Raw genomic sequence first — 24,419 nt, 5'->3', positions numbered from 1 at the left:
TCTAGCATCTGGCACGTGGCATGTGGAATGCCAGTTGCCTTCCAAGATGAACGGAGCTGCGATGGCCCCCTACTTCATGCGTTCGGCCGACGATCTGGTGCCAGACGGTCTGCGGGGCCTGGCCGCCGCCAGAGCCGGAACGGTACGGCTGAACACGGACCCCCGCTACCTGCTCGCCATCGACCCGGACCCGGGACGCCGGGTCGGACTGGTCTCCGGCGGCGGCTCCGGCCACGAGCCGATGCACGGCGGTCTGGTCGGCCGCGGCCTGCTGGACGCCGCCGTCCCCGGTGAGATCTTCGCCTCGCCGCACAACCGGCAGATCTACGAAGCGTCACGCGCGGCGGCCAAGGAGGCCGGTGTGCTGCACATCGTGAAGAACTACACCGGCGACATCATCAACTTCGGCATCGCCCGCGAGCGCCTGGCCATGGACGGCATCGCCTGCGCCGAGCTGGTGGTGGACGACGACCTCGCCACCGACGACCCGGAGATCCTGCTCGGCCGGCGCGGCACCGGCGCCACCGTACTGGTCGAGAAGATCCTCGGCGCGGCCGCCGACCAGGGCGCCGGCCTTGAGGAGCTGCGCGCGCTCGGCCGGGCGTTCCTGGACCGCACCCGCAGCGTCGCGGTCGCCAACCGGTTCCACACCGGGGTGCGAACCGGCACCGTGCACGCCGAGCTGGGCGACGGCGAGCTGGAGTACGGCGTCGGCATCCACGGCGAACGGTCGGGCGAGACCATCGACACCCCTCGGCTCACCGACCTGCTGGCCCGGATGACGGACGAGTTGATCAACGCGGTCAGGCCGGCGCCGGGCGCGCCCCTGCTGCTGTTCGTCAACGGGCTCGGCGCCACCACCGAGCTCGAACTCTTCGGCGTCTTCGGCCTGGTCGCCGGGCACGTGGCGGACCTCGGGCACACCGTGAGCCGCAACCTGGTGGGACCGTACGTCACCGCCCTGGACATGTCGGGTTTCTCCCTCACGCTGTCGGAGCTGGATGAGCGCACCACCGCGTTGTGGGACGCCTCGGCCGGCCCCGCGTGAAGCATCCGAAACCCGCTGACGATTCCACTTCATCGACCGAAAGGATGATTCCGATGACCGCGGTGATCGACGGTGCGCACTCCCGCCGCTGGATCCTGGCCTTCGCCGCCCGCGTGGCCGAGCAGGAGGCCGCGCTGAACGCCCTTGACCAGGCCGCCGGAGACGGCGACTTCGGCACCAACATCGCCGCCGGAGTGGCGCTCTACCGCCAGCACGCCGAGCGGAGCGCTCAGGGAAGCGGGGAGGCCGAATTCCGTGCCCTCGCCGAGGGTTTCCTGGACGAGATCGGCGGCACCAGCGGCCCGCTGTTCGGGCTGCTGTTCCTCCACCTTTCCGAGGCGGGCCGCTCGCTCGCCGACCGCGTGGCGGGTGGGCTGGCCGCCATCCAGCGGGTCGGGTCGGCCGAGCCCGGGGACAAGACGCTGGTCGACGCCCTGCAGCCGGCCCGCGACGCGCTCGCCGAGGCCGGCGACGCCGGGCCGGACGACCTGCTGGCCACGGCCGCGCGGGCCGCCGCCGCCGGCGCCGAGGCAACCGCCGCGATCCGCGCCCGCCGGGGCCGGGCCAGCTACGTCGGCGAGCGCGCCGTCGGAGTGGTCGATCCGGGCGCGCAGACCGTGGCCTACTTCTTCCAGGCCGGCGCCGACACCATCCGCTGATCCCCCGCTCCCCCACCCAGGAATGAACCCGACATGACCCACACCCTTCAGGCCGCGGACGTCCAGGCCCTTCGCGCGCACTTCCCCGCCCTGACGCAGGGGGCGGCACACTTCGACGGTCCCGGCGGCTCGCAGACGCCCACTGCTGTCGCCGACGCCGTCCACCGCACGCTCACCGCGGCCATCGCCAACCGCGGCCTGGTCACCGAGGCCGAGAGGTTCGCCGACGAGGTGACGCTCGCCGCCCGGGCGGCGATGGCCGACTTCGTCGGCGGAGACCCGCGCGGCATCGTGTTCGGCCGCAGCATGACCCAGCTGACCTTCGACTTCGCGCGTACCCTGGCCAAGGACTGGCGGCCGGGCGACGAGATCGTCGTGTCGCGGCTGGACCACGACTCCAACATCCGGCCGTGGGTGATCGCCGCCGAATCGGCGGGCGCCGCGGTGCGCTGGATCGACTTCGACCCCAAGTCGGGAGAGGTCACCCTCGACGCGGTCGAGGGGGTGCTGTCGGAGCGCACCCGGCTGGTCGCGATCACCGCCGCCTCCAACCTGATCGGCACCCGCCCGCCGGTCGCCGAGATCTCCCGGCTGGCGCACGCCCGCGGCGCTCTTGTCTACGTCGACGGCGTGCACTACAGCGCGCACGTTCCGGTGGACATGGCCGCGCTCGGCGCCGACTTCTACGCCTGCTCGCCGTACAAGTTTCTCGGCCCGCACCTCGGCGTGGTGGCCGCCGCGCCCGAGACGCTCGAGTCGCTGCGGCCGGACAAGCTGCTTCCGGCCACCGACGTGGTGCCGGAGCGATTCGAGCTCGGCACGCTGCCGTACGAGCTGCTCGCCGGGACGACCGCGGCCGTCGACTTCCTGGCCGGCGTCCTGCCCGGCACCGGTTCCCGGCGTGAGCGGCTGCTCGCGTCCATGGCCGCCGTCGAGAGGTACGAGGACGGCCTGCGCGAGAGCGTGGAGACGGAGCTGGACGGGATGCCGCGGGTGATCTCGCACTCGCGTGCCGCCAGCCGTACCCCCACGCTGCTGCTCACCTTCGAGGGACACCCGGCCACCGCCGTACGCGACTTCCTCGCCGATCGGAAGATCAACACGACGGTCAGCAACTACTACGCGATCGAAGCGTCCCGCTGGATGGGCCTCGGCGACGAGGGCGGGCTGCGCGTCGGTCTGGCCCCCTACAACGACCGGAACGACGTCGACCGCCTCACCACCGCGCTGCGCGACTTCTTCTCCCGTTGAGCCTGCGGCCGGGGTCGTCCCGCCCGGTTTCGGCGCGGGACGACCCCGGCCGGTGTTCGGAAAGCGGACTCGAATCAGTAGCCGGCCCGGTAGACCTGACCGGGCTGGGCGCCCTTGATCGCCTTGACGTATGCCCTCGCGGCCTCCGCCACCGTGCGGGCGACCGAGCCGACCGTGGCGGGTGCTGCTGGCGCGGCCCGCGGGGTGCTGCTGCCCGCGCACGGGCCGACCCCGGCGACCCCGGTGCGGCGTTCGCCGCCGCGTTGCGCCTGATCGACGACCCGGCTGGGGTGTCGCACCCGCCGGTGGGCTGACCGTCCCTCGTTGTACCGATTTGCCCCGATTCGGTCACTGCGTTATGGTACACGGCACATATAGTTAATGCCACGTACAGTAAGCTTCATGAACAGTGGCGGCCAGGACGTCGGCGCCGTCTCATTTCACCCTTCGCATTGTCAGGAGACCTGAACCATGACCCGCATCGGCATGATCTTGGGAAGCACGCGCCCGAACCGCAACGGCGAGCAGGTGGCGCACTGGGCGTTCGAACTGGCCTCCAAGCGCGAGGACGCCGAGTTCGAGCTCGTCGACCTGCGCGACTTCCCGCTGCCCCACCTCGACGAGGGGATGCCGCCGTCGTTGGGGCAGTACCAGAACGAGCACACCCGCCGCTGGGCCGAGAAGGTGGCCTCCTTCGACGGGTTCGTCGTCATCACCCCGGAGTACAACCACAGCACCAGCGGCGTGCTGAAGAACGCGATGGACTATCTGTTCGCCGAATGGAACAACAAGGCCATCGGGTTCATCTCGTACGGCGCCCATGGCGGGGTCCGCGCGGTGGAGCACCTGCGGGTGATGGCCGGCGAGCTGATGATGGCCGACGTCCGCGCCCAGGTCGTCCTGTCGTTCGCCACCGAGTTCGAGAACTATCGGCACTTCAAGCCGGGCGACTACAACCTTCCGGCGTTCGACGCCATGCTCGACCAGGTCGTCACCTGGAGCGAAGCCCTCGCGCCGCTTCGCGCCACGCAGCGGGTCGCCGCCTGAGGGCCCCGTTCATGGACTCTCACCGGCAGCGATCGGCCTCACCGGCGAGCTCGTCTTCCTCCAGCGGTGGGTCGACGGCGACGACGTCATGACGTGGTCCGATCCGCACCCCGCGATGCCGCCGCACCGGCCCGCCGGGACGCGCCCCACCGGCCGTCCCCCTTCCCCTGATCGGGCGCGGCCGGGGACCAGAGGCGGAGCCCATCGCGTCGAGGCGCCACGGGATGAGCTCCTCGGCGGGGGATGACCCCGCCGAGGAGCTCGGGTCCGGTCAGATGTTGTGCGAGAAGTCCCCGCCGAAACCGGCGATGTAGACGTGGCTGTCGATCTGGCCGGCGGTGAAGAACATCGAGATCCCGCACCCCCAGCCGATACCGTCGTGGCCTACGGGAAAGGTGTTGTTCGCGCTCAGGCCGTGCGCGTGATCGCCTTCGATCCGGAGGCCCTCTTTGACCATGATGCGGTTCGGGCCGTCCCACACGTGCACCGCGAGGAGCGCGCTGGTCTCCCGGGCGTGGAAGAGGATCATCACCCTGTCCAGGGTGGCCCGACGATCTTCGACGATGACCGGGGTGGGGATGGCCAGGTGGATCCAGTCGCCCCCGTTCGCCGGAAGCGAGAAGGTTACGCCGAATCCCTGACGCAGCGCGCTCGTGCCGGGGTTCTCGGCCACCGCCGTGAACCCGTGCTGCCATGACGCGTACAACTTCGACATCGTCATACTCCTTGCGGTGTGGGTGGCTGTGGATCTCCGTGGTCACCCGGAGCCAGAACCCGTCCGGCAGCTCTATTTCGCGGGCCGGGTCTTTTCTTGAAGGCTTCGGGCTTCCTGGTAGCTCCACGATAAAAGGCCGCAAGAAAGGCCCGGCATCCCTAAAGCTGGGGATTCACACCCTGCCACGATTTCGGGGATAATTTATTTCTGCAAGGAGAAGCGCGCCAAAAGCTGCATATGCCCACCAAAAGCGATTGAATCGCCCGCATCAGGCAATGCGGACGATGCTCTTGCCGCGTGTTCCGCCATTGGCCAGGCGTTCGACGGCCTTGCCGAGATCGGCCATCTCGTATTCGGCGGTGATGTCCGGGCCGACCTGCCCGGACGCCATCATCCGCAGGGCCTGCCGGGCGCTGTCCGCCAGGCGGTCGGGGTGGGTCCGGCTGAGTAGGTTGCTGTTGTAGGTCAGCGCGGAGACGCCGTTCATCAGCAGGTCGTTGGCGTCGAGTTCGACGGGCTCGAAGGTGGCGATGTTGCCGTAGATCGCCAGGCGGCCGTGCGGGGCGAGCCGCCGCAGGCCGGCCAGGCGCGCCGGCCCGCCGATCGGGTCCAGGATCACATCGAACGACTCGGCCGCCAGAGCGTCGGGGAACTCCGCACGCGAGACCAGCAGGTCGTAGCCGAACTTGGCGGCATAGCCGGCCCGATCGGCGTCGCCGACAACGCCCACGATCCGTCCGGCGCCGGCGGCCCTGGCGAACTGGACGGCCAGGCTGCCGACGCCGCCGGCCGCCGCGTGAATGAGCACGCTTTCGCCGGGCCGCACCCGGGTGACGGTGTTGACCAGGTCGTAGGCGGTAGGGGTGACCCAGCCGAACCCGGCGGCCAGGCGCGGGTCCACGCCGTCGGCGTCGAAGGTGAGCGCGGCGGGCGCCGTCACCACCTCGGCGTAGGCGCCGGCACTGGTCAGCGCGATCACCTGCCGGCCGATGCGGCTCTCGTCGACGCCCTCGCCGACCGCGACGATGCGCCCGGCCGCCTCGAACCCGGGTACGAAGGGCCGTGGCGTCGGGAAGTGGCCGTCGCGGACCAGCACGTCGCCCCACTGGATCCCGGCGTACTGCACGCCGATCGCGACCTCGCCGACGCCCGGGGCGGGCGCCTCCAGGTTGGCAAGGCGGAACCGGTCATCGGCGTCGAGGACAACGGCCTTCATAGTCACTGCTCCCTGAGTTGAATCAGTATCCTGATACCCAGAGACCCTACGAGTATCAGCTACCTGAGTCAACACAGCAAGCTGTGACGATGGAGGACGTCGTGAGTGAGATCCCGGCCGAGGAGTACCTGTGCACGCGCATCCGGCGCACCGAACAGGCGCTGATGACCCACCACGAGGCGGTCCTGCGCGGCTACGGCCTCACCATGACGCAGTACACCGTGCTCCTCACGCTGTCGCGGGAAGGGGGCATGTCCGGCGCGCAACTGGCCCGCGCCTGCGGAGTCACCCAGCAGACCATGGCCTCCGTCCTGACCGGCCTGCAGAACAAGCGACTCATCGCCCGCGAGACCTCACCCCTGCACGCCAAGGTCCTCGTCACCTCGCTGACCGACCAGGGCCAGGAGGTGCTCGACCGCGCCTACCAGGAGGTGATCGTGCTCGAACGCGCCCTCACCGACGCCTTCACACCCGCCGAGCACGCCGCGTTCTGCGAGCTCCTGGACCGCGCCACCACCATCCTGGCCCGGCAGACCCCCCAAGCCGAAGCCCGATCCGCACGCCCGCACCAGTGAATCTGTCCGGTCCGGGCCTGCCCCTACCGGGCTTGCTCCCTTGTCGAAGCTTGTCCGATGAGCCCGTGGAGGTGGGCGTAGGAGACCGCCTGGACGCGGTCCCGCAGATTGAGCTTGGTCAAGATGCGCGAGACGTGGGTCTTGACGGTCTCGTCACCGATTCCGAGACGATCGGCGATCTCGGCGTTGCTGTGCGCTCCGGCCAGCAGCAGCAGAACCTCCCGTTCCCGCGTGGTGAGGAGATCCAGGCCGGCCGGGGTGGCGGGCGGGGCGATCCCGTCGGCGAGGCGGGCGCTGAGGCGCCGGGTCACCGACGGATCGATGAGGGCGTCGCCGCGGGCGGCCACCCGGACGGCCGCGATCAACTCCTCCGGCGGCAGGCTCTTCAGCAGGAACCCGCTGGCCCCTGCCCGCAGCGCGCGGTGGACGTACGCGTCATGGTCGTAGGTGGTCAGCAGGATCACCTTGGTGGTGTTGGCAGGGTCGGCGAGGATCGTCTCCGTGGCGCGCAGGCCGTCGAGCCTGGGCATGCGGATGTCGATGATCGCGACGTCGGGACGCAGCCGCAGCACCTCGCTCAGAGCGCTCTGCCCGTCCGACGCCTCCCCCACGCAGGCGAGGTCGGGTTGGGTGTCCAGGACCGCGCGCAGACCGGAGCGGAACATGGCGTGGTCGTCGGCGATCAGAACGCGCAAGGTCATGAGGGGTCCAGGGGGAAGCTCACGGTGGTGATCCAGGCTCCGCCCTCGGGAGCGGGCCCGTAACTGGTGGAACCGTTGAACATGGTGGCACGGCTGCGGATCCCCTGCAGTCCCCGGTGCGGCGAGTCCGGCCGGGCGCGCGTTTCCGCGGCGAGCGGGTTGGCGGTGGTCACGGTGAGGCTGGCTCGGTCGTAGCGCAACTCGACCTCCGCGACACCGCCGGCGCCGTGCCGCAGAGCGTTGGTGAGCATCTCCTGCACCACCCGGTACACGGCGATGTCCAGGGACTCCGGCAGCCGGGACGGGATGCCCTGGACGGTCACCCGCGCCCGCAGGCCGACCGCGCGGACGGCGTCGAGCAGTTCGGGGAGGTTGTCCAGGCCGGGCTGGCTGTCCTCCCCCGACGGGTTGCCGTGCAGGACGTCCAGCAGGCGCCGCAGGTCGAGCATGGCCGCCCGGCTGGAGGTCTCCACGGCGGTCAGCGAGTTCGTCAGGTCCTGGGCGGCCGGCGCCGTCGAGGCCCGCAACCGGGCTACGCCGGCGTGGACGCCGATGGCGCTCACGTGGTGGGAGATCACGTCGTGCAGGTCCCGGGCGATGCTGCTGCGCTCTTCCGCGATGGCCGCGGCCAGGGCCTGCCGCGCCTCGGCCTGTTCCCGCTCGGAGCGCTGCTCCAGTTCGGCGATGTACGCGCGCCGGGCGGTGGTGTACCGCCCGACGAGCCAGGGCAGCAGCGCGTCGGCCACGACGTCGAGCAGGATCCGCTCCGGCTTGACGGGCGGCCCGCCGAAGACCCGCCTCGCGACGATCCCCGCCGCCAGACAGAGCAGGGACGCCACCGCCGGCCACCGGCCCAGCCAGGCGCCGGCCCGGTACGCGGAGATCAGCAGGCCCGCGCTGTTCAGCAAGGGCAGCGGACCGGGCCCGGGGTGCAGCGCCACGCCCCCCACCGTGACGGCCACCTGGGCGACGGCCACCGCTCCCGACAGGCGCGGCGCGCTGGCCAGGCCGGCGTCCACCACGACGATCGCCCCCAGCATGGCCCAGCGCAGTCCCACCGGATAGGAGAAGGAGCTGGTGTAGAGGGAGAAGGAGAGGCAGTCGATCACCAGGGTGACCGCGGCGATCGCGATCGCCTGGCGCTTCAGCGACCCGCTGACGTCGCGGACGCGGACGGACCTGGCTCCGCGACCGTCACGTTCTTCCCGGTCGGGCACCGGCGCCCCTTCCGTCCTTCGCTCCAGCGGCCGCATCCCCTGGGCGGGCGGCCATGACGTCCCATGATGCCTGCTCACGGCCGTGGCCGAGTCCCCCGCTCGGGGGACCCGCGTCCCCTGCCTCCGTGACGACAGCGGCGGGCGGCCCTCCCTAGGCTGCCCGCACGATGAACGACACCGCCGCCCGTACGACGCCGGGGCACGACGACACGGCTCCTTCTCCCCGACGCCGCCCTGGTGCCGGGCTCGCCGTCCTGCTGAGCGCCGTGGCGCTGCTGTTCGGCCTGGGCCCTGCGGCCGAGGCGGACTCCACCGCCGGCGGCGACGTGCATGTCGCGCAGACGCTCGGCGCCCGGGAGCTGACCGTCGTCCTGCGCCGGATCACCGGTGTGCCGGGACCTCTGCACGTGGACGTGATCACCCGTGCGGGCACGGCCGCCGGCCGCCTCACGCTGGCGGTGGTACCCACCGGGGTCTCCACCTCCGCGCCCGCCGCGTCGGCGTCGGGCACCACCGTCGACACCGCCGTGATCACCCTGGGCAGCCGGCCGGGGACCTTCTCCGCGGTGCTGGACGTCACCCAGGTCGGCCCGTGGGAGCTGTCGCTCGGCGACGGGCGGAGGACCGCGAGGATTCCCTTCGTCGTGCCGAAGCAGACCGCCTCACCGGCGGAGACGGCGGCCTACGCGGGCTTCAGCGGCGCCGGGGTTCTGGTTCTCGCCACCGTCCTGGTCGCCGTACGCGTGCGCCGCGTCTGGTGGACGCTGCTACCGGCGGGCGGGCTGGTCGCCTGTCTGACGGTGGCCGTCACCGGCGCGCTCCTGTCGTCCCGGCTGCCGCTGCCTCCGTCCCAGGGCGACGACGTCGACGCCACGGTCGACGGCGTCAGCGATCCGTACGCCTACGTCGGGCGGCAGACCCGCGACTACTCGCGCCCGCCGGCCACGCTGCTGCTGTCGTCCTCCACCGACCGCGCGGGCGAGGTCGCCGAGCTGCGGCTGGCCCTGTCCGACGCGTCCACCGGCCTGCCGCTGGACGACGTCGTCGTCCACGACGGGGCGCTGCTGCACCTGCTGGTCATCGGCCCCTCGGGCCGGCTGTGGCACCTGCACCCCATAAGAACCGGTGCCGGCGAGTTCGAGGTCCCGTTGGCCCTGCCCGAGGCCGGCCATTACGCGGTCTCCACCGAGTTCGCCCGCCGGGGCGGCGGCGTCCAGCAACTCCGCTCCGCCACCGGCATCGACGCGGTGCCCGGCTCCGGCGCGCGGACCACGTCCGGTGACGCTCCGGCGCAGGCGGGGACCGGTGCGCGGACCGTGGCCGGCGTCGACGTACGGCTGACCGCGTCGTCGCTGGTGGCGGGCAAGGCCGCCGTGCTCACCGCGCGCGTGGGAGAGACGGCGACCCTGCAGCCGTGGCTCGGCATGATCGGGCACCTGGTCGTCGTCGGCCCGCTCTCGCCGAAGGCGCCGGTGGGGACGGCGACGCAGGGCGCCCAGGTGTGGGCCCACGCCCACTCCATGGGCGCGCTGCCGGACGGCACCCACGATATGTCAGATATGTCCGGCATGGAGGGGATGGACCGGATGGACTCGATGAGCGGTCTGACCTCCGTCAACGGCGACAGCAAGGCCGACGAGACCGTCGCCGCCTACGGCCCCGACGTCTCTTTCGTCTACACCTTCCCGGCCGCCGGCCACTACCGGATCTGGATCCAGGCCGAGCGCGACGACACCATCCTGACCGTCCCGTACCTGCTCCAGGTCGCCGACACCCCGGCGAGGAACCCGTGAGCCGGCGGCCCCTGGTGGCCGCGATGATCCTGGTCGCGACCCTGCTCACCGCGCTGTCGGTCCATGCCCTGTGGGCGCCGTGGTCGGGCCCGACACGGCCCGCGTCCGGCTCCGCCCCGCACGGCTCCGTGACGCTCACGGGCGGCACCGCCCACGACGTGGTGATCCTGACGATTGCCGCGCCCATGACCGGCACCACCGCGGTCGACGTCCGGCTCAGGCCGCGCGACGGTGCGGCAACCGGCACATCGCCACCGGTCGTCACGGTCTCCGCGGTACTGCCCACCGCGGGCCACGCGGTACCCGACTTCACCGCCGTACCGGCCTCGGACGACCGCTACCACGTGGCGGGCCTCCCGCTGATGATGCCCGGCCGCTGGGAGTTCCTGGTCGCCGTCGACGGCGACGGCCGCCACGGCCGGCTCGTCTTCCCCCTCACCGTCCCCCGCTGATCGCAACAAGAAGGGCACGCCCGATGGACCCCGCTCCCGCACCCACGCTGACCGGCCCGCCCGGCCGCCCGTCACGGCCCCGGTCGAGCGACGCGGCCGGCGCGTACGCCGTGCTGGCCGGCACCCTGCTGTCGCTGATCGGCGTCGGCTGGGACGTGCAATGGCACGTCGACGTCGGCCCGGACACCTTCTTCACCCTCCCCCACCTGATCCTGTACTCCGGCAGCGCCGTCGCCGGCATCGCCGCCCTGGTGATGGTGCTGCGCGCCACCTTCGCCCAGCGGGCCGGACGTCCCGCCGACCCCACCGCCGGTGGCAGCCCGATCCGGGTTCTCGGCGGCACCTTCACCGCGCCTCTGGGATACCTCGTCGCCGGGACCGGCGGCGCGCTGTTCCTGCTGTACGGCCTGCTGGACCTGTGGTGGCACTCCCTGTACGGCTTCGACGCCGTGCTGAACTCGCCGCCGCACGTCGCCCTGTTCATCTCCATCAGCCTGACCATGGTCGGCAGCGTCATCGTCTTCGCCGCCGCCCGCGCACGGCGCTGGGGGCGGGCCGGGCTCGTCGTCAGCATCCCCGTGCTGATGACGTTCACCCCCGTCACCACCAACGCCTTCGACGGACTGGGCCTGCCCATCGACCCCGAGCTCGCGGGCACCGTCTTCTTCACCGTCTGCTTCGTCCTCATGGGAGCGATCACCCTGCGCCACCGGCGGGTAGCTCTGTCCATCGCGGCCGTCCTCGGCGTCATGCAGCTCTTCCTCTGGTGGTTCTCGCCGTGGGCCGCGCGGGTCTACGCGGACTATGTCGGGCTGCCCCTGCGGGACAACCTCAGGGACATCCCACCTGAGCTCCCCTCCGGCATGCCGATGTTCATGCTCGCCGCAGCCCTGGTGATCGAGGTGCTGCTCCGGTTGGGGCGCGGGCGCGGCTGGTCGGTCCGCCGGCTGCCCCAGCTCACCGGCGCCGCCGGCGGCGTGGTGGTGAGCCTGTCCATGCTCGTGCAGACGTCGCTGCTCCGCGGCGGGGCGGGAGGAGGGCCGATGGACCGGTCCGGCACGTCCGCGACCATGGTGCTGACCGACGCGATCCTCGGGCTGGCGTTCGGTGCCCTGGCCGGCTACCTCGCCGCTCGCTTCGCCGTCCTGCTGCACCTCAACACCACCGCCGCCGACCGGGAAGGCCGCTGACCCGATGCGTCTACGAACGTTCCTCGCATGCCGGCCGGTGACGCGTCACGCCCGCGCCGTGTTCCTCGCCGTGTGCGTCATGGGCGCCGCGGTCCTGGTCTCGGCCCCGTCCGCGCAGGCGTACGCGCCCGTCGAGCCCGAGCGGGCGTACGCGCCGGTCGAGGTCGTCCACACCGAGCGGGTGCAGGCCGGCCCGTACCACCTGACCGTGGGCTTCTCGACGTGGCCGCTGCGGGCCATGCAGTCGCTGGACTTCACCTTCGCCCCCGACGGAGGACTGACCGGCAAATCCGGCACCCTCAGCATGACCGGCCCGGGTATGAGGCCGGGCATGCGCAAGGTGAGCCCGCTGTCCCGCCACCCGCGCGAACGGTCCGTCTGGGGGCTGGACATCCGGTCGCTGCCCACGGCCGGGCAGTGGAGCTTCACCTTCACCGTCAACGGTCCGCGGGGGCAGGGAACGGGCACTCTCGGCGACGTCACCGTCCTCGATCAACCCGGCCCTCCGCTGGCGTTGAGCTGGGCTCTTTGCGCCCTGCCCGTCCTCGGGCTGATCGCCTTCCTGGTCGTCGCCTGGCGGCGTCACCGGCCTTCCCGCCGCCTCGCGATGATGGGCGTCTGAGACACGCCTTGAGCTGACATTTTGCGGAGATGGCCAGCAACTATCGAGTAGCACTAATAAAGGGATATGTAGAAGGAAAAAGGCGTCGATCGCCGCGTGTGGCACCAGCGAACGGAAACCAAACCCCCAGAAGAATGGTCCCGCGGGCGCTCTCAAGCAAATATTCGCCCGATTCGGAAAAATGTCCATATTTCGGGACGGCGATACGTTCCGGGGGAGAATATGCCGAAATTTCCTGGTATTGTTTGGTTTCTTGCGGTCGGTGCCGCACTGACTGGCGGGGTCACGCCTGCGGGCATTCCCGCCATCGCCGCATCCGCCGTCACGAGCCACGCGACTCAGAATCCGGATCCGCCGGCCACCGTGCCGGCGCCGCGGGGCGATCGAACCGCCGCGGCGATGCGGGAGTACCTTCGGGACCTGACCCTGAGAAAGCAGTTCACCGGCTCGGTGCTGGTAGTGCGGCGTGGAGAGGTGCTGGCGCGTACCGCTGCCGGCGCGGCCGACGCGGAGAGGCGCATCCCCAACCGGCCGGACACGGTCTTCCGCATCGCCTCGGTCACCAAGGAGTTCACCTCGATGCTCGTGCTGAAGCTGCGCGACCGCGGGTTGCTCCGCCTGGACGACCCGATCTGCCCATATCTCATCCCGGCGTACATCGAGACCTGCCCGCAGGCGTGGCGGCCCGTCACGATCCGCCAGATCCTCACGCACACCTCCGGCATCGTCAACATCCAGGACCTGCCGGGCTTCTACGCCGAACTCTCGCAACCGACCACGACCCGGGAGCTCATCCAGCGGTTCGTGCACAGGCCGCTGGACTTCAAGCCCGGGACCAGCTGGAAGTACAGCAACGGCGGCTACGTCCTGGCCGGGGCGATCATCCAGGCGGTGACGCACAAGCCGTACGGCACCGTACTGCACGAAGAGATCACCGGCCCGCTGCACCTCCGGCACACCGGCTACAGCAGAGGCGATCCGCCCGCCGGGTACGCGAAGGGCTACTTCACGGTCGGATCACCGGCCCCGCCCACCAACGGCTCCCAGGCGTTCTCCGCGACCGGCATCTACGCCACCGTCGACGACATCGCGCGCTGGGACCGGTCGTTCGGCGCGCATCTGGTCGCGCCGCCCGCCACCGTCAAGCAGGCGTTCACGCCCCAGGCCCCATGTCCCCCCAACGGCTGCCTCACCCTGCCGTCGGAGGCGTACGCCTTCGGCTGGGCCGTCGACCGCCTCCACGGGCACCGGCTCCGCTACCACCACGGACTCCTCCAGGGCTACGCGGCGATCAACATGTACCTGCCCGATGACGACATCGTGGTAGTCGTGCTCAGCAACGTGCAGGACACCGATACTTACGGCATCGGCCGCCACCTCGCCACGATGGCCCTCAAGTCTTCGAACGCGGAGCGGTCCTCGCGATGACGGGGTGCCTGTAACGGGGAAGCCAGGCGATGGCGTCGAGGGTGCTGAAGTGCCGTTGTCGCCTGAGCGGGAACCCTTCGAACCGAGCCGAGGCGCCGCCCTCCGAGGGTGGCGCCTCAGTCGTTCGGCCGGTGCCCGGCAGCGGAGGCGGCGACGTTGCTGCCGCGGGTCATCGGGCGTGGCCAGGATGCCGGACCCCGCCTGCCCGGCCCCATGCACTCGTCATCGGTAGGTGAAAAGGGCGCGGTGCAGCATTTCCCGTACGCGCTTGTGGCGGTGGTCGCGCTGGGCGGCGTCGTCGGCGGCGACGGCGCTCTCCCCCATGGAGATGGCGAGCATCAGGTCGTCGACGTCGACGACCGGCTGGACGATGCCGGCCGCGCGGCCGGCATCGAGGAGGGGCTCGAAGCAGGCCGCGATGCGGCGGGCATGTTCGATGAACCATTGCAGCTCGGTGCTGGACAGGACCTGGGCCAGGCCGCGGTTGTCCAGCTGCATGTCCAGGACGAAGTCGAACAGCTTGACCGCGCCGTCGGGTTGGTCGCGCAGCCCGGCGGCATGGTGCTCGATCTGGGCGACGTTGTCGGCGAAGACCGTGGCCGCGAGCTCCTCGCGGGTGGCGAAGTTGCGGTAGATCGTGGTGCGGCTCACCCCGGCGGCCCGCGCGATCTCCTCCAGCGCGACGTCGTGGCCGTGTTCGGCGAACATCCTCCGGGCCGCGCCGAGCAGCCGGTCCCGGTTGCGGACGGCGTCCTTCCGTGTCACTGACACCCACTTTCACGCACGGTCCAACCCTAACTTGCCACGAACCGTACATGATTGTACGTTTAGCGACCGAGAGAACCGTACACGTGTGTACGTTTTGACTGGCCGAATGGCAGGCTCCCGTCGATCCGCGCCACCGGCCCACATCACGAATCGATCGGAGCGGACAATGCGTGGCTTGAAGGAGAAGGCGATCATCGTGGCCGGCGGGGCGACCGGCATCGGCGCGGCGACCTCGATCAGGCTCGCGGAGGAAGGCGCCAATGTCGTCGTCGGCGACATCAACCTCGCCGGCGCGCAGGCCACCACCGCCAAGATCACCGAGGGCGGTGGTTCGGCCATCGCGGTGCACTTCGACCTCGCCGACGAGGACTCCGTCAACGCGATGGTCGCCAAGACCGCCGAGGAGTTCGGCAACGTGCACGGCCTGTTCAACGTCGGCGCGGACCTGTCGCCCGGCACCCTCGGGCGTGACGGGTCCCTGCTCGACACCGACCTGGACGTATGGGAACGGACTCTGGACGTCAACGTCCTGGGTTACGTCCGTACGGCTCGCGCCGTCCTGCCACACCTGCTGGACAACGGCGGCGGCAGCATCGTCAACTGCTCCTCCGGCGCCGCGGTCAGCGCCAGCGACCGCAAGCGCCCCGCCTACGGGGCATCGAAATCGGCGGTCAACGCGCTCACCCGTCACATCGCCGGACGCTTCGGCCCCGAAGGCGTACGCTGCAACGGCGTGATGCCCGGCCTGGTCATGGGCGAGACGCAGGAGGCGCAGAACGACGTCCAGCTCCAGAAGATGTTCCTGGAGCACGTCCCCACCACCCGGCTCGGCTGCCCGAGCGACCTGGCCGCGGTCGTGGCCTTCCTGCTGTCCGACGACGCCGAATGGATCAACGGCCAGGTGTGGGCCATCGACGGCGGCGCGAACATGCGCGCCTGACGACATCCGCGACCCCGCTGCAGGCGGACGACCTGAGGAGGGGCCTCCCCCGGCGTCGCGGCGACGGCGGGGAGCGTGCTTCGTCCCGGGCCCTGTCCAGGAGATGATCGAGGTCCTGTGCGGAGCGAGAAACGAGGTGACGCGATGACGCCGTCAACGGCCGCGGCCGAGGAGACCGCCCTGCTGGGCCTGCCGCCCGAACCCCCGGACCGGACCGTCCGGTACGGTCCGCATCCGGCGCAGGTGGTGGACTTCTATCTGCCGGCCGGCGCCGCCGCCGAGCGGGTCACGGTGCTGCACGGCGGATTCTGGCGGGCGGCGTTCGACCGCACCCACCTGTCCCCGCTGGCCGCCGCATTGGCGCGGCGCGGAACGGCGGTGGCGCTGGCCGAGTTCCGCCAGGTCGGCGACGACGGCGGGTGGCCCGGCACCTTCGATGACGTCGCGGCGGTGGCGGACACCACCTGGGAGGGCGCCGACCACGTACTGCTGGGCCATTCGGCGGGCGGGCACCTGGCTCTGTGGGCAGCGCACCGCGCCCGGCTGCCGAGCCGCAGCCGGTGGACGCGGGACGGCGCAGGATCGGTGCGCGCGGTGGTCGCCGTGGCACCGGTCGCGGACCTGGACCGCGCGCACCGGCTGGGGCTGAGCCACGGCGCGGTCGCCGAACTGCTCGGCGGCGAGGAGCTGGTTCGTGCCCGGCTGCCGGAAGCGGACCCGGCCCGGTTGCTGCCGGCCACGGTGCCGGTGACCATCCTGCACGGCACGATCGATCCGGACGTTCCGATCGAGTTGTCCCGCGCCTACAGCGCCGCGTCCGGGGCGGAGCTTCACGAGCTTCCAGGAATCGGGCATTTCGCACCAGTGACCCCGGGGTCCGCCGCCTTCGCGGAGCTGCTCACCGCGTTGCGGACCCACCGGCCTCCCCGTACGGCCGCGGACGCCTGACCTCCTGCCACCGCGCCGCTCCCCGCGCACCGTCCTGCGCCCTTTACAAAGTAGACCGCCCAGATGGCGTGCCGGGCCGCGCAACGCCCGAGGAGTCGCAGGTCAGTCTCCGTGAACGGGGTTCTTCGCCACGCGTTTCTCCGACACCAGCAGGCGTACCGCGCCCTGCCGGTACGGCTCGGCGGCCCAGACGATCCAGTGGCATCCCGGTCGTACGGAGGGCTGTGGCGGCGAAGGTACGACGCCACAGCCCCTCATACGAAAAGGGGCAGCGCGATCATGCGGGCTGCAGCCGTCATGCAAGCGACACCTGATCAACTACCGGCATCGGAAACGGACAAGGCCGGCCCGCCAGGCTCCGCCTATCAGCGTGAGGAAGAATGGTGGTATCGATCGTCTTCGGGACAGTCGCCGTCGTCATATTGATCGTGGCCCTGGTGCTGTTCCTCGTGTTGAGGCGGAAACCGCACACCCGGGTCGGGGCGTACGTCAGCGCGGCGATCCTCCTCCTGGCCGCGGGGATGCTCGCCATGGGCTCCATCTCGTTCGCGAGCCTGGAATCCGCCGCGCTGCGGACCTTCACGCCGGAGGAGCGCGCGGCGGCGGTGCGGTGTGACGCGGCGGTCCTGGGGGCCGAGGAGACGTCCAACAAGCTCAACGGACGCTACATCTGGCTGTTGCGACTCCGCGTGACCCCTCAGGCCGGCAGCCCGTACGAGATCGAGCGCACGGCCCGGCTCACCTCTTCCATGGGGGAACGCCTGGAGCAGGGGAACGTCGTGCTCCCCTGCCTGGTGGCCCCCACCGACCAGACCCGGATCGAGATCTCGGCCCTGGCCTGAGACGTCCATGCCCGGGGTGACCCCGGGCCGGCGAGCACCAGGAACGGCGTGACGACGCCCCGATCCGCCGGAGCGCCGTCGACCGGGTTCGGCGGGCCCGACGTCCCTGTCGAGAACTACCTGTCGATCCGCACCATGCGCTCACCGACTGGCGGGATGTTGTGGTTGATACGGAAAAGTTGGTTCGGGTCGTACTTCGCCTTCAGCGTGGCCAGCCGCCGGTGGTTCGCCTCGGTGTAGGCCCGCCTGACCTGCTCGGGAGCCGAGTCGTGGTCGAACAGGAACCCTGGAAGCATGGCGCCGGTGTCCCACTGCCGCAGCCGCTCCAGCACCGCGTCGGCGGCCTTGCGCGCGGCGTCGGCCTGCCCCGCCGGAGCCGGCAGCCGCAGCCACAGGTGGAAGGCCGCGCCCTGGGTGCTGACCGCGTGCGAGCGGCCGGGCGGCCGGTCCAGCGCCCCGCCCAGGTGACGTAGCTCGATGCCGGGGAACGGCCCCCCGGGCAGTGACGGGTCGATGAACGAGACCAGCTCCGCCACGGCCTCGTCGTCCAGTTCGCGCAAAAGCGCGCTGCGCAGGTGCGCCGTGACCGGGCCCTTGGGGTCCTGGTAGATCTCGGTGATCTGCGTGTACGGCATGGCTCCGCAGGTGTCCTTCTCCGGGCCGAGCGCGCGCAACGGCTCCACCAGCCGCGCGCCCTGCTCCTCGTCCCCCGTGCAGACCACCCGGACCAGCACCAACGAGCGGCCGCGGAACTCCTCGGGCAGCTGCGGCACATCAGGGAAGCGCATCAGCGTCACAGAGGACGACATCTCCTCCGGCTGATCCTTGACCCAGCCCAGGTAGGAGCCGAGCACACGGGCGGCGTGCGTGGAGTCCTCGATCGGGTAGTGAAGCTGGCCGCCGTAGATGGTGCGCAGCGGCAGCAGCTCGATCTCGGCCGCGACCACGACACCGAAGTTGCTCTTGCCGCCCCGCACCGCCCAGAACAGGTCGGGCTCCCGGGTGGGCGAGACGGTGCGGAGCAGGCCGTCGGCGGTGACGACGTCGAGCGAGCGAACGTGGTCGGCGGCGAAGCCGTACGTACGGGCGGCCACCGGCAGACCGCCGCCCGTCAGGTAGCCCATCACCCCGACCTGGCCGGAGGAGCCGCACAGGGGCGCGAGGCCGTGCTCGGCCGCCGCGGTGACCACCTCGCCCCACCGCAGCCCGGCTCCGATCCTCGCGGTTCCGGCACGCGGGTCCACCGACAGTTCGCGCAGCTGCCCGGTGGCGATGAACACGGCTCCGTCCGCGGGCACCGACTTGCCGTGCCCGGTCGACTGCACCGCGACCGGGCGTCCCGCCTGCGCCGCGAACCGGACGGCGGCGGCCACGTCATCGGCGTCAGCGGCGACCACGACCGCCGCCGGCCGGTGCTCGACCGTCAGCAACCAGCCGGAGCAGGCCTCCTCGAAGCCCTCGTCACCGGGGTGGAGCGTGCGCCCCCGGATGTGCGCGCCCAGGCTCACCACGTCGTGCCAGGCCGCCGGCCCGCCGGCGAGGCGGTCGGCGGTGAACCTCACCGAGGTGGTGGTGTGCGCCGGCGCGCCGTCGGGGGTGTGCACCCTGACGGTGCCGGTCCCCTGATATCCGGCCTCCTCCAGGTGGGCCTCGACATGGATCCGCACGCGTCCCGGGCGGCCTGCGGCCGGAGTGAGAATCTCGGTGAGCTCGTAGGAGAAGCGGCCGGGCCGGTCCGCGCTCCAGACACCGGTGCCCACGCTGTGGGGGGTGCGCAGCGCGATCGTGCCGTCGGGTGCGAACGAGACGGTGAAGGAGTCGGTCCGGTCGTGGTGGTGCGTCAGGCCGGTCCAGACCCCTGTGGGAGTCCGAAGCGTGCCGGCCGCGGAGTTCGTGTTCAGCATGTGAGTTGTCCGCCTTTCCACGATGTCAGTTGCTCAAAGGACGTCGACGCGTCGCCGACCACCGAAACGTTGGGCTGGCCAACGTTGGTTGGGCCAACAATACACATAATCGTGGGTGCGGCCAACAACTTGCTAGATTGACCCCGTGAACACCCCAGAGGGGCCGCCGCCGAAGCGGCTGCGTACGCTGCCGAGCAGGTTGACCAACCAGGCAGCGCTGACCGCCAACCGGATCGTGGATCAAGCGCTCGCCCAAGCCGGCGTCCGGCGCTACCACTACGCCCTGCTCGCCGCGCTGGAGGAGTACGGCCCGGCCAGCCAGGCCGCCCTCGGCCGCCGCACCGGCATCGACCGCAGCGACATGGTGGCGACCGTCAACGACCTCGCCGAACGGCAGCTCCTCGAGCGCGCGCCCGACCAGGAAGACCGCCGACGCAACGTCGTCACCATCACCGACGCGGGCCGAAGGCAGCTCATCCACCTCGACCGGCTGATCGCCGCCGCCCAGGACGAGTTCCTCGCCCCGCTGTCCGAGGCCGACCAGCGGAACCTGATCGACCTGCTCATCCGCGTCGTCGATCATCACGGCGACAGGCCCTACTGATTCGGGAAGCACTCCCCCACGCTCCAGCTCGACGAACACCGACGCCGGCAGGTCCCCTACGGGTGTGTCGGAGGTCGGCGTAGCGTGAATCGCGCATCCCCGGTCCGGGGTTGAGGCAGGCGCGGGTCCGGTTCCCGCGCATGCGCAGCGCATCGCCGGCGGGGACGGTGAAGTCGACGGTGTGTGCTCCAGCTCTACGGGATGGGGCGTTATGTCCTGGGGCCGGTGCTCATCGCCGGTCTGCTGAACCTGGCGGGTGGCTGGATGCGGGCGGCGCCGGCCGTCCTGTTCGCCGGGGCGGCCGCGGCGCCGGTGAAGGTACGACCTGAGCGTACGTGAGCCGTTCCCACCTCGCCGGCGAAAGAGCAACGACATGGGGACGACAGCCCCAATAGGTACCTTCCGTTTTAAATGCCAAAAGCGATGAGGAGGACCACATGAAGGATCTGATCAAGCGAGTGGTCGGCCTGAAGGAGAAGGCCCGGCTGACGGAGATCTTCGACAAGAAGTCCGCCGCGGTCTCCTCCAGCGCCCTGAAGCACGAGTAATGACGTTGATCTGATGGCCGATGTCGTGCCCGGGCCGCGTCATGAGCCGGGGCACGACGCCCTTCCTGGGGGAACCGGTTGACTACTCATGTTTTCGTGGGGCCGACGTTGCAGGCGGGCGAGGTGTTCCAGGCCGCCGGCGGCGGCGCGGTCGTGCATCCACCCGTACAGCACGGTGATCTGCTTCGGTTGTCGCCTCAGCCGGGTGACATCGTGGTCATCATCGACGGCTATTACCACCAGAAGGCCTCGGTCCGGCACAAGGAGATCCTGCACCTGCTTGCCACCGGAGTGACGGTGGTCGGCTGCGCGAGCATGGGCGCGCTGCGGGCGGCCGAACTGCATCCGTACGGCATGGCAGGCAGCGGACGGGTTTACGACATGTACCGCGACGGGCTGATCGACGCCGACGACGAGGTGGCCGTGGCCCACACGGAAGGGCCCGAATATCGCAGGCTCAGTCTGCCGTTGGTGAATGTCCGGCACGTGGTCGCGGCCGCCGAAACGGCGGGGGCGGTGTCGCCGGGGCAGGCCGAGACGATGGTCGCGGCGATGCGAGCGCTGCCGTACATGGCCCGGACCTGGCAGGCGATCGCCCCGAAGGCAGACGGTGTGGCCGCCGTCCAGAATTTCCTCGCCGAGAATCCTCAGCATGCCGATCTGAAGGCGACGGACGCGGTTGAGGCATTGCTGCGGCTCGGCTCTTTCTCGGCGCCCGACCCGCAGGTCCATGATTGGATCGCATCGACGGGCTGGCGAACCCGCTTCCTCTATGACTGGCGCGCCGCCTTCCGCGGTGCGAAAGTCGAGGGCATCCAGGTGGGAGACGCCGGCGTGGTGCGGTACCGGCAGATTTACGATCGGGATTTCCCGCGGCACTGGCGCGATCACGTTTTCACGTCCATCGCGGGGAGTCGGTCGCCGGTAAAAGTCCTTTCGGCGGTGGCGGCGCGGGGCCTTACGGCCGAGTCGGTGACCGCGGCGCAGCGCGCGGAATGGTTGACGCCGGCCGAGGCCGATCGGCTCTCACCCGACGAGGCGTTGCTGACGATCCTCATCCGGTCCCACAAGCCCTCCCGCGGCATTCACGACCTGGTGAGCGATGAGCGCGCGACCATCACCGCGGCAGAGCGCCGCCTCGTCGCCGAGTGCTATGCGATCAATGCCGAGGTGTCCACGTGGGAGCCCGGCCGCAGCCTCGACTACCTCCGGTATGTCACGCTGCGCGCCCACCTGGCCGAGGTCTGGGGGGAAGGCGGCGGCGCCGCGCTGGTCGCGGCGGCGCGGGATCGGGGATTCCGTACGTTCCGGGACGCCGTACAGGCGGTTCGCGCGTTCTATCTGCGCAGCCACTTCATGGCGGTGGACGCATGACCGCCAAGGCCTTCACGGACGGCACCCACCGGGCGCGGCACCCTGACCACACGTGGGACCTGATCTCGCCGAAGCTCACGGGCTTCGGCATCACCCGCGTCGCCGACGTGACCGGCCTGGACGTCATCGGCATCCCTGTCGCGATGGCGGTCCGGCCGCTGTCGAGGACGCTGAGCGTGTCACAGGGCAAGGGACAGAGCCTGACGCCGGCCAGGGTGTCGGCGGTCATGGAGAGCATCGAGCTGTGGCACGCGGAGACCGTTCTGCCGCCGATCACCCACCGTGCCGCACCCGCTGCCGCGCTCGGCCTGCCGTACGAGCTCGACGGGCTGCACCGCGAGCTGGGCAGCCTGGTGACCGAGGCGACCCTCCTGGACTGGACCGATGCCGTGGGGCTGGTCGGCGGAGGGCGTACACCGGTGCCGTTGGACCTGATCGCCTTCGCCACTCCGCAGCGCCGGGGCTGGACGCCGCCCGGGATTCATGCCACCAGCAACGGGCTGGCGTCCGGCAACGACCACGACGAGGCCGTCCTGCACGCGCTGTACGAGGTGATCGAGCGCGACGCGGTGAGCCTGTCGCCGCGGGCCGGCCGGCGCACCTTCGTGGACCCCGATTCGATCGGCGACGACGCCTGCGCGGCGATGATCGATCGAATCCGGACCGCCGGCGCCGAGCTTCGGCTCGTGCACGCGCCGAGTGTCACCGGTGTGGCGTGTTTCACCGCCGAACTGTGGAGCCCGGACTTTCCGGTCGTCACGCTCGGCGCCGGCGCGCATCTGGCCCCCGAGGTGGCTCTCTCGCGGGCGCTCACCGAGGCCGCGCAGAGCCGCCTGACCGCGATCGCCGGCAGCCGCGACGACCAGGCGCCCGTGTACGACCACGTCAGCGCCGGCGCCGACGGACGCCCCGAACCGGCACCGGCCCTGCTTCCGTGGGCGCGACTGTCCGCCAGGCCGGTCGGCGACTTCACCGACCTGTCCGAGGAACTGGCGTGGGTGGCCGCCGCGGCGGCCGCCGGGTTCGGCGGCGAACCGTTGGTGGTGGACCTGAGCACGGATGCGGACTTCGCCGTGGTCAAGGTGATCGTGCCCGGCGCCGCGTTGGACGCCGGTCGCATGCATCCGGACGGCGGTCCCGAATTCCCGCCGGAGGAGCCTTGACGACTACGTGGATCGGCATCGCGCAGCTGACGTTCACGGCGATTCTGCTGGTACGGATGGTGATTGTGGGGTTCTTCCAGCCGGTGGGGCGGGTGTTCAGCTGGGCGATGTTCACTCGCGGTAGCTACATCACGTTCGAGTTCACCGGATATGACTCCGCCGGCCGAAGGCACGTCGTCGACGCCCTCGACCTCACGCCGTCACACGGCCCGGCGGTCACCGTACGGCGGCTCGAACGGATGGCGGCGTACCTGGAGCAGACGTACACCCAGGTGTCGGGCGAGGGCACCATCATGAACGTGGCCGGCACCCGGCCGATCCGAATCGAAGACGGCCATGTGGTTCTTTGACGCCGCCCTGTCGCTGTTCTCGACGCCCACCGACGAAGCGCACCTGCAGTATTTTCGCATGGGGTTGGGCCTGGCCTGCTTGATGAAGTTCGCGGTGTGGTTCACGCACGGCGCGTGGTCGCGGATGGCTCCAGGCGGCTTCGGACGGTACGACATCGAATGTCGCCTGGGTGCGCGAAGGGCGGCCTTCGTCGCCGCCATGTACCGGCCGGTTCTGTGCATGCGGGTGATCGCCGCGGCCTTCCTCGTCGCGGGCATCCTGCCCAAAGCGGCGGCCGTGGTGGTGATGGCCGGACTTCTTTTCGAGCTGCAGTACGAGCTCCGGTCCAACACCATCTATCTCGGGATGATGGTGGCGTGCATGCTGGTCGCCGGCAACCTGGGAGAGGGCTTCACGGTCATCCACCGGATGAGCGACGCCAACACCTGGGCGCAGTTCCTTGTCGTCCTCATCACCATCGACCTGTACTGGAACAGCGCCTGGCAGAAAACCCGCTCCACGCACTTCATGAGCGGGCTGATCCTGGCCCAATACGTCGGCTTCACCGCTCGGGCCCAGGAGAGACTCCGCTATCGAGAGTTCTACTACCCGGGAGTTTTCCTAAGACTGTTCGGCGGTGGCGACGAGACGGCGGTGCGCCGATGGCGGGTGATCGCCGTGGCGGTGATCGTCCTCGAACTGGCGCTGCCGATCGGGCTGTTGACGCCGGCGCTGTTTCCGTACGCCGCCGCGGCCGGCGTCGTCATGCATCTGGCATTCATGATCCTGCTGCCTCGGCATCTCATCGGATTCTCACTGGGAACGGTGTCCAGCTACATCGCCTTCGCCCAGTAGCTCGGCCGCCTCCGGCTTCACCGGCAGCGCAGCTCCGCCAAGGTATGGCGTATCGCGCGGTGCCGCGCACCGGCCGGTCGGGATGTCGGCGCCCGCGCTTCGGCCCGGCCACCGCCCGGCACGTGTTCACCCTGGGGATGTCCGACGATCTGGAGGCCGCCCTCCAGCTCGCCACCGTGCCCGCCCTGGCCACCCTGCCCACGCCTGGCTCCACCGCCTGGTCTGCGAC

The 24,419-nt window shown here is 70.6% G+C and carries 26 protein-coding genes; 19 read left to right on the top strand and 7 right to left on the bottom strand.

Features of this window, described 5'->3' with window-relative positions; translation table 11 throughout:
• Positions 1–61 precede the first annotated feature (61 nt).
• The 3 genes from ACIBQ1_RS27650 to ACIBQ1_RS27640 are packed head-to-tail and all read left to right on the top strand — an operon-like array spanning position 62 to position 2,958.
• A complete protein-coding gene (locus ACIBQ1_RS27650; RefSeq protein WP_397281946.1) occupies positions 62–1,048 on the top strand; it encodes a dihydroxyacetone kinase subunit DhaK in 987 nt (328 codons plus the stop codon).
• 53 nt (positions 1,049–1,101) lie between these two features.
• On the top strand, positions 1,102–1,707 hold the full coding sequence (gene dhaL, locus ACIBQ1_RS27645) for a dihydroxyacetone kinase subunit DhaL (RefSeq protein WP_397281945.1): 606 nt from the start codon (positions 1,102–1,104) through the stop codon (positions 1,705–1,707).
• A 33-nt stretch (positions 1,708–1,740) separates the two neighbouring features.
• Positions 1,741–2,958 (top strand): cysteine desulfurase-like protein, encoded by a 1,218-nt coding sequence (locus ACIBQ1_RS27640; protein ID WP_397281943.1) that lies wholly within the window; start codon positions 1,741–1,743, stop codon positions 2,956–2,958.
• Between the two features lie 74 nt (positions 2,959–3,032).
• Here ACIBQ1_RS27640 and ACIBQ1_RS27635 read toward each other — a convergent pair whose 3' ends face one another.
• The gene (locus ACIBQ1_RS27635; protein WP_397281941.1) at positions 3,033–3,257 is read right to left on the bottom strand and encodes a hypothetical protein; all 225 of its coding nucleotides are present in this window, start codon (positions 3,255–3,257) and stop codon (positions 3,033–3,035) included.
• A 172-nt stretch (positions 3,258–3,429) separates the two neighbouring features.
• On the opposite strand from ACIBQ1_RS27635, the gene ACIBQ1_RS27630 reads away from it, so the two are divergent.
• Positions 3,430–4,005 carry an NADPH-dependent FMN reductase gene (locus tag ACIBQ1_RS27630; RefSeq protein ID WP_397281939.1) on the top strand — a complete coding sequence of 192 codons (576 nt, stop codon included), beginning with the start codon at positions 3,430–3,432 and terminating at the stop codon, positions 4,003–4,005.
• A gap of 271 nt (positions 4,006–4,276) precedes the next feature.
• Here ACIBQ1_RS27630 and ACIBQ1_RS27625 read toward each other — a convergent pair whose 3' ends face one another.
• Together ACIBQ1_RS27625 and ACIBQ1_RS27620 are read right to left on the bottom strand one after the other, a co-directional pair.
• On the bottom strand, positions 4,277–4,720 hold the full coding sequence (locus ACIBQ1_RS27625; RefSeq protein WP_397281937.1) for a DUF6623 family protein: 444 nt from the start codon (positions 4,718–4,720) through the stop codon (positions 4,277–4,279).
• 268 nt (positions 4,721–4,988) lie between these two features.
• Complete coding sequence (locus ACIBQ1_RS27620) at positions 4,989–5,936, bottom strand: zinc-binding alcohol dehydrogenase family protein (RefSeq protein ID WP_397281935.1); 948 nt, start codon at positions 5,934–5,936, stop codon at positions 4,989–4,991.
• A gap of 101 nt (positions 5,937–6,037) precedes the next feature.
• On the opposite strand from ACIBQ1_RS27620, the gene ACIBQ1_RS27615 reads away from it, so the two are divergent.
• Positions 6,038–6,511 carry a MarR family winged helix-turn-helix transcriptional regulator gene (locus ACIBQ1_RS27615; protein ID WP_397281934.1) on the top strand — a complete coding sequence of 158 codons (474 nt, stop codon included), beginning with the start codon at positions 6,038–6,040 and terminating at the stop codon, positions 6,509–6,511.
• 23 nt (positions 6,512–6,534) lie between these two features.
• Here ACIBQ1_RS27615 and ACIBQ1_RS27610 read toward each other — a convergent pair whose 3' ends face one another.
• Both ACIBQ1_RS27610 and ACIBQ1_RS27605 read right to left on the bottom strand, forming a co-directional pair.
• The gene (locus ACIBQ1_RS27610) at positions 6,535–7,212 is read right to left on the bottom strand and encodes a response regulator (RefSeq protein WP_397281932.1); all 678 of its coding nucleotides are present in this window, start codon (positions 7,210–7,212) and stop codon (positions 6,535–6,537) included.
• Positions 7,209–8,429, bottom strand: coding sequence for a sensor histidine kinase (locus ACIBQ1_RS27605; RefSeq protein ID WP_397281931.1), 1,221 nt, complete (start codon positions 8,427–8,429; stop codon positions 7,209–7,211). The genes ACIBQ1_RS27610 and ACIBQ1_RS27605 overlap by 4 nt, the downstream gene beginning before the upstream one ends.
• Before the next feature lie 167 nt (positions 8,430–8,596).
• Between ACIBQ1_RS27605 and ACIBQ1_RS27600 the strand changes: the two genes are divergently transcribed.
• The 5 genes from ACIBQ1_RS27600 to ACIBQ1_RS27580 all read left to right on the top strand — a co-directional run bounded on the left by ACIBQ1_RS27600 (position 8,597) and on the right by ACIBQ1_RS27580 (position 13,914).
• Entirely contained in the window at positions 8,597–10,222 is a 1,626-nt protein-coding gene (locus ACIBQ1_RS27600) for a hypothetical protein (RefSeq protein WP_397281929.1), read from the top strand.
• Entirely contained in the window at positions 10,219–10,674 is a 456-nt protein-coding gene (locus ACIBQ1_RS27595) for a hypothetical protein (RefSeq protein ID WP_397281927.1), read from the top strand. Before ACIBQ1_RS27600 ends, ACIBQ1_RS27595 begins: the two co-directional genes overlap by 4 nt.
• Positions 10,675–10,697: 23 nt before the next feature.
• Complete coding sequence (locus ACIBQ1_RS27590) at positions 10,698–11,864, top strand: hypothetical protein (protein WP_397281926.1); 1,167 nt, start codon at positions 10,698–10,700, stop codon at positions 11,862–11,864.
• Positions 11,865–11,901: 37 nt separating this feature from the next.
• Positions 11,902–12,486: a hypothetical protein gene (locus tag ACIBQ1_RS27585; protein WP_397281924.1), complete on the top strand. Its 585-nt coding sequence runs from the start codon at positions 11,902–11,904 to the stop codon at positions 12,484–12,486.
• A gap of 399 nt (positions 12,487–12,885) precedes the next feature.
• Positions 12,886–13,914, top strand: coding sequence for a serine hydrolase domain-containing protein (locus ACIBQ1_RS27580; RefSeq protein ID WP_397281922.1), 1,029 nt, complete (start codon positions 12,886–12,888; stop codon positions 13,912–13,914).
• 222 nt (positions 13,915–14,136) lie between these two features.
• Here ACIBQ1_RS27580 and ACIBQ1_RS27575 read toward each other — a convergent pair whose 3' ends face one another.
• Positions 14,137–14,679: a TetR/AcrR family transcriptional regulator gene (locus tag ACIBQ1_RS27575; RefSeq protein ID WP_397281921.1), complete on the bottom strand. Its 543-nt coding sequence runs from the start codon at positions 14,677–14,679 to the stop codon at positions 14,137–14,139.
• A gap of 169 nt (positions 14,680–14,848) precedes the next feature.
• On the opposite strand from ACIBQ1_RS27575, the gene ACIBQ1_RS27570 reads away from it, so the two are divergent.
• The 3 genes from ACIBQ1_RS27570 to ACIBQ1_RS27560 all read left to right on the top strand — a co-directional run bounded on the left by ACIBQ1_RS27570 (position 14,849) and on the right by ACIBQ1_RS27560 (position 17,412).
• Positions 14,849–15,622, top strand: coding sequence for an SDR family NAD(P)-dependent oxidoreductase (locus ACIBQ1_RS27570; RefSeq protein ID WP_397281920.1), 774 nt, complete (start codon positions 14,849–14,851; stop codon positions 15,620–15,622).
• A 144-nt stretch (positions 15,623–15,766) separates the two neighbouring features.
• Positions 15,767–16,570 carry an alpha/beta hydrolase gene (locus ACIBQ1_RS27565; RefSeq protein WP_397281918.1) on the top strand — a complete coding sequence of 268 codons (804 nt, stop codon included), beginning with the start codon at positions 15,767–15,769 and terminating at the stop codon, positions 16,568–16,570.
• A 380-nt stretch (positions 16,571–16,950) separates the two neighbouring features.
• A complete protein-coding gene (locus tag ACIBQ1_RS27560; RefSeq protein ID WP_397281916.1) occupies positions 16,951–17,412 on the top strand; it encodes a hypothetical protein in 462 nt (153 codons plus the stop codon).
• A 116-nt stretch (positions 17,413–17,528) separates the two neighbouring features.
• Here the strand turns inward: ACIBQ1_RS27560 and ACIBQ1_RS27555 are convergent, their stop codons facing one another.
• Positions 17,529–19,316: an FAD-binding oxidoreductase gene (locus tag ACIBQ1_RS27555; RefSeq protein ID WP_397281914.1), complete on the bottom strand. Its 1,788-nt coding sequence runs from the start codon at positions 19,314–19,316 to the stop codon at positions 17,529–17,531.
• 145 nt (positions 19,317–19,461) lie between these two features.
• Here ACIBQ1_RS27555 and ACIBQ1_RS27550 point away from each other — a divergent pair, with 145 nt between their 5' ends.
• The 6 genes from ACIBQ1_RS27550 (at position 19,462) to ACIBQ1_RS27525 (ending at position 24,190) form a co-directional block, all read left to right on the top strand.
• Positions 19,462–19,920, top strand: a complete 459-nt coding sequence (locus tag ACIBQ1_RS27550; protein ID WP_397281912.1) for a MarR family winged helix-turn-helix transcriptional regulator — start codon at positions 19,462–19,464, stop codon at positions 19,918–19,920.
• 183 nt (positions 19,921–20,103) lie between these two features.
• The gene (locus ACIBQ1_RS27545; protein WP_397281910.1) at positions 20,104–20,259 is read left to right on the top strand and encodes a hypothetical protein; all 156 of its coding nucleotides are present in this window, start codon (positions 20,104–20,106) and stop codon (positions 20,257–20,259) included.
• 305 nt (positions 20,260–20,564) lie between these two features.
• The gene (locus tag ACIBQ1_RS27540; protein ID WP_397281908.1) at positions 20,565–21,842 is read left to right on the top strand and encodes a TfuA-like protein; all 1,278 of its coding nucleotides are present in this window, start codon (positions 20,565–20,567) and stop codon (positions 21,840–21,842) included.
• Complete coding sequence (locus tag ACIBQ1_RS27535; protein WP_397281906.1) at positions 21,839–23,005, top strand: YcaO-like family protein; 1,167 nt, start codon at positions 21,839–21,841, stop codon at positions 23,003–23,005. The genes ACIBQ1_RS27540 and ACIBQ1_RS27535 overlap by 4 nt, the downstream gene beginning before the upstream one ends.
• A complete protein-coding gene (locus tag ACIBQ1_RS27530) occupies positions 23,002–23,355 on the top strand; it encodes a hypothetical protein (protein ID WP_397281904.1) in 354 nt (117 codons plus the stop codon). Before ACIBQ1_RS27535 ends, ACIBQ1_RS27530 begins: the two co-directional genes overlap by 4 nt.
• A complete protein-coding gene (locus tag ACIBQ1_RS27525) occupies positions 23,342–24,190 on the top strand; it encodes a hypothetical protein (RefSeq protein WP_397281903.1) in 849 nt (282 codons plus the stop codon). Before ACIBQ1_RS27530 ends, ACIBQ1_RS27525 begins: the two co-directional genes overlap by 14 nt.
• Positions 24,191–24,419 lie beyond the last annotated feature (229 nt).

The sequence above is a fragment of the Nonomuraea sp. NPDC050153 genome (assembly GCF_044460125.1).
Classification (GTDB): domain Bacteria; phylum Actinomycetota; class Actinomycetes; order Streptosporangiales; family Streptosporangiaceae; genus Nonomuraea.
Note: the sequence above shows the minus strand (reverse complement) of the source record. Positions and strands in the feature narration are given on the sequence as shown.

What these genes read in the sequence shown, in the direction of transcription:
- ACIBQ1_RS27620 (WP_397281935.1), bottom strand. Translation starts at nt 5,936, where the DNA reads ATGAAGGCCGTTGTCCTCGACGCCGATGACCGGTTCCGCCTTGCCAAC.
- dhaL (WP_397281945.1), top strand. Translation starts at nt 1,102, where the DNA reads ATGACCGCGGTGATCGACGGTGCGCACTCCCGCCGCTGGATCCTGGCC.
- ACIBQ1_RS27525 (WP_397281903.1), top strand. Translation starts at nt 23,342, where the DNA reads ATGTGGTTCTTTGACGCCGCCCTGTCGCTGTTCTCGACGCCCACCGAC.
- ACIBQ1_RS27600 (WP_397281929.1), top strand. Translation starts at nt 8,597, where the DNA reads ATGAACGACACCGCCGCCCGTACGACGCCGGGGCACGACGACACGGCT.
- ACIBQ1_RS27535 (WP_397281906.1), top strand. Translation starts at nt 21,839, where the DNA reads ATGACCGCCAAGGCCTTCACGGACGGCACCCACCGGGCGCGGCACCCT.
- ACIBQ1_RS27580 (WP_397281922.1), top strand. Translation starts at nt 12,886, where the DNA reads ATGCGGGAGTACCTTCGGGACCTGACCCTGAGAAAGCAGTTCACCGGC.
- ACIBQ1_RS27565 (WP_397281918.1), top strand. Translation starts at nt 15,767, where the DNA reads ATGACGCCGTCAACGGCCGCGGCCGAGGAGACCGCCCTGCTGGGCCTG.
- ACIBQ1_RS27560 (WP_397281916.1), top strand. Translation starts at nt 16,951, where the DNA reads ATGGTGGTATCGATCGTCTTCGGGACAGTCGCCGTCGTCATATTGATC.
- ACIBQ1_RS27610 (WP_397281932.1), bottom strand. Translation starts at nt 7,212, where the DNA reads ATGACCTTGCGCGTTCTGATCGCCGACGACCACGCCATGTTCCGCTCC.
- ACIBQ1_RS27630 (WP_397281939.1), top strand. Translation starts at nt 3,430, where the DNA reads ATGACCCGCATCGGCATGATCTTGGGAAGCACGCGCCCGAACCGCAAC.
- ACIBQ1_RS27570 (WP_397281920.1), top strand. Translation starts at nt 14,849, where the DNA reads ATGCGTGGCTTGAAGGAGAAGGCGATCATCGTGGCCGGCGGGGCGACC.
- ACIBQ1_RS27555 (WP_397281914.1), bottom strand. Translation starts at nt 19,316, where the DNA reads ATGCTGAACACGAACTCCGCGGCCGGCACGCTTCGGACTCCCACAGGG.
- ACIBQ1_RS27650 (WP_397281946.1), top strand. Translation starts at nt 62, where the DNA reads ATGGCCCCCTACTTCATGCGTTCGGCCGACGATCTGGTGCCAGACGGT.
- ACIBQ1_RS27640 (WP_397281943.1), top strand. Translation starts at nt 1,741, where the DNA reads ATGACCCACACCCTTCAGGCCGCGGACGTCCAGGCCCTTCGCGCGCAC.
- ACIBQ1_RS27590 (WP_397281926.1), top strand. Translation starts at nt 10,698, where the DNA reads ATGGACCCCGCTCCCGCACCCACGCTGACCGGCCCGCCCGGCCGCCCG.
- ACIBQ1_RS27625 (WP_397281937.1), bottom strand. Translation starts at nt 4,720, where the DNA reads ATGTCGAAGTTGTACGCGTCATGGCAGCACGGGTTCACGGCGGTGGCC.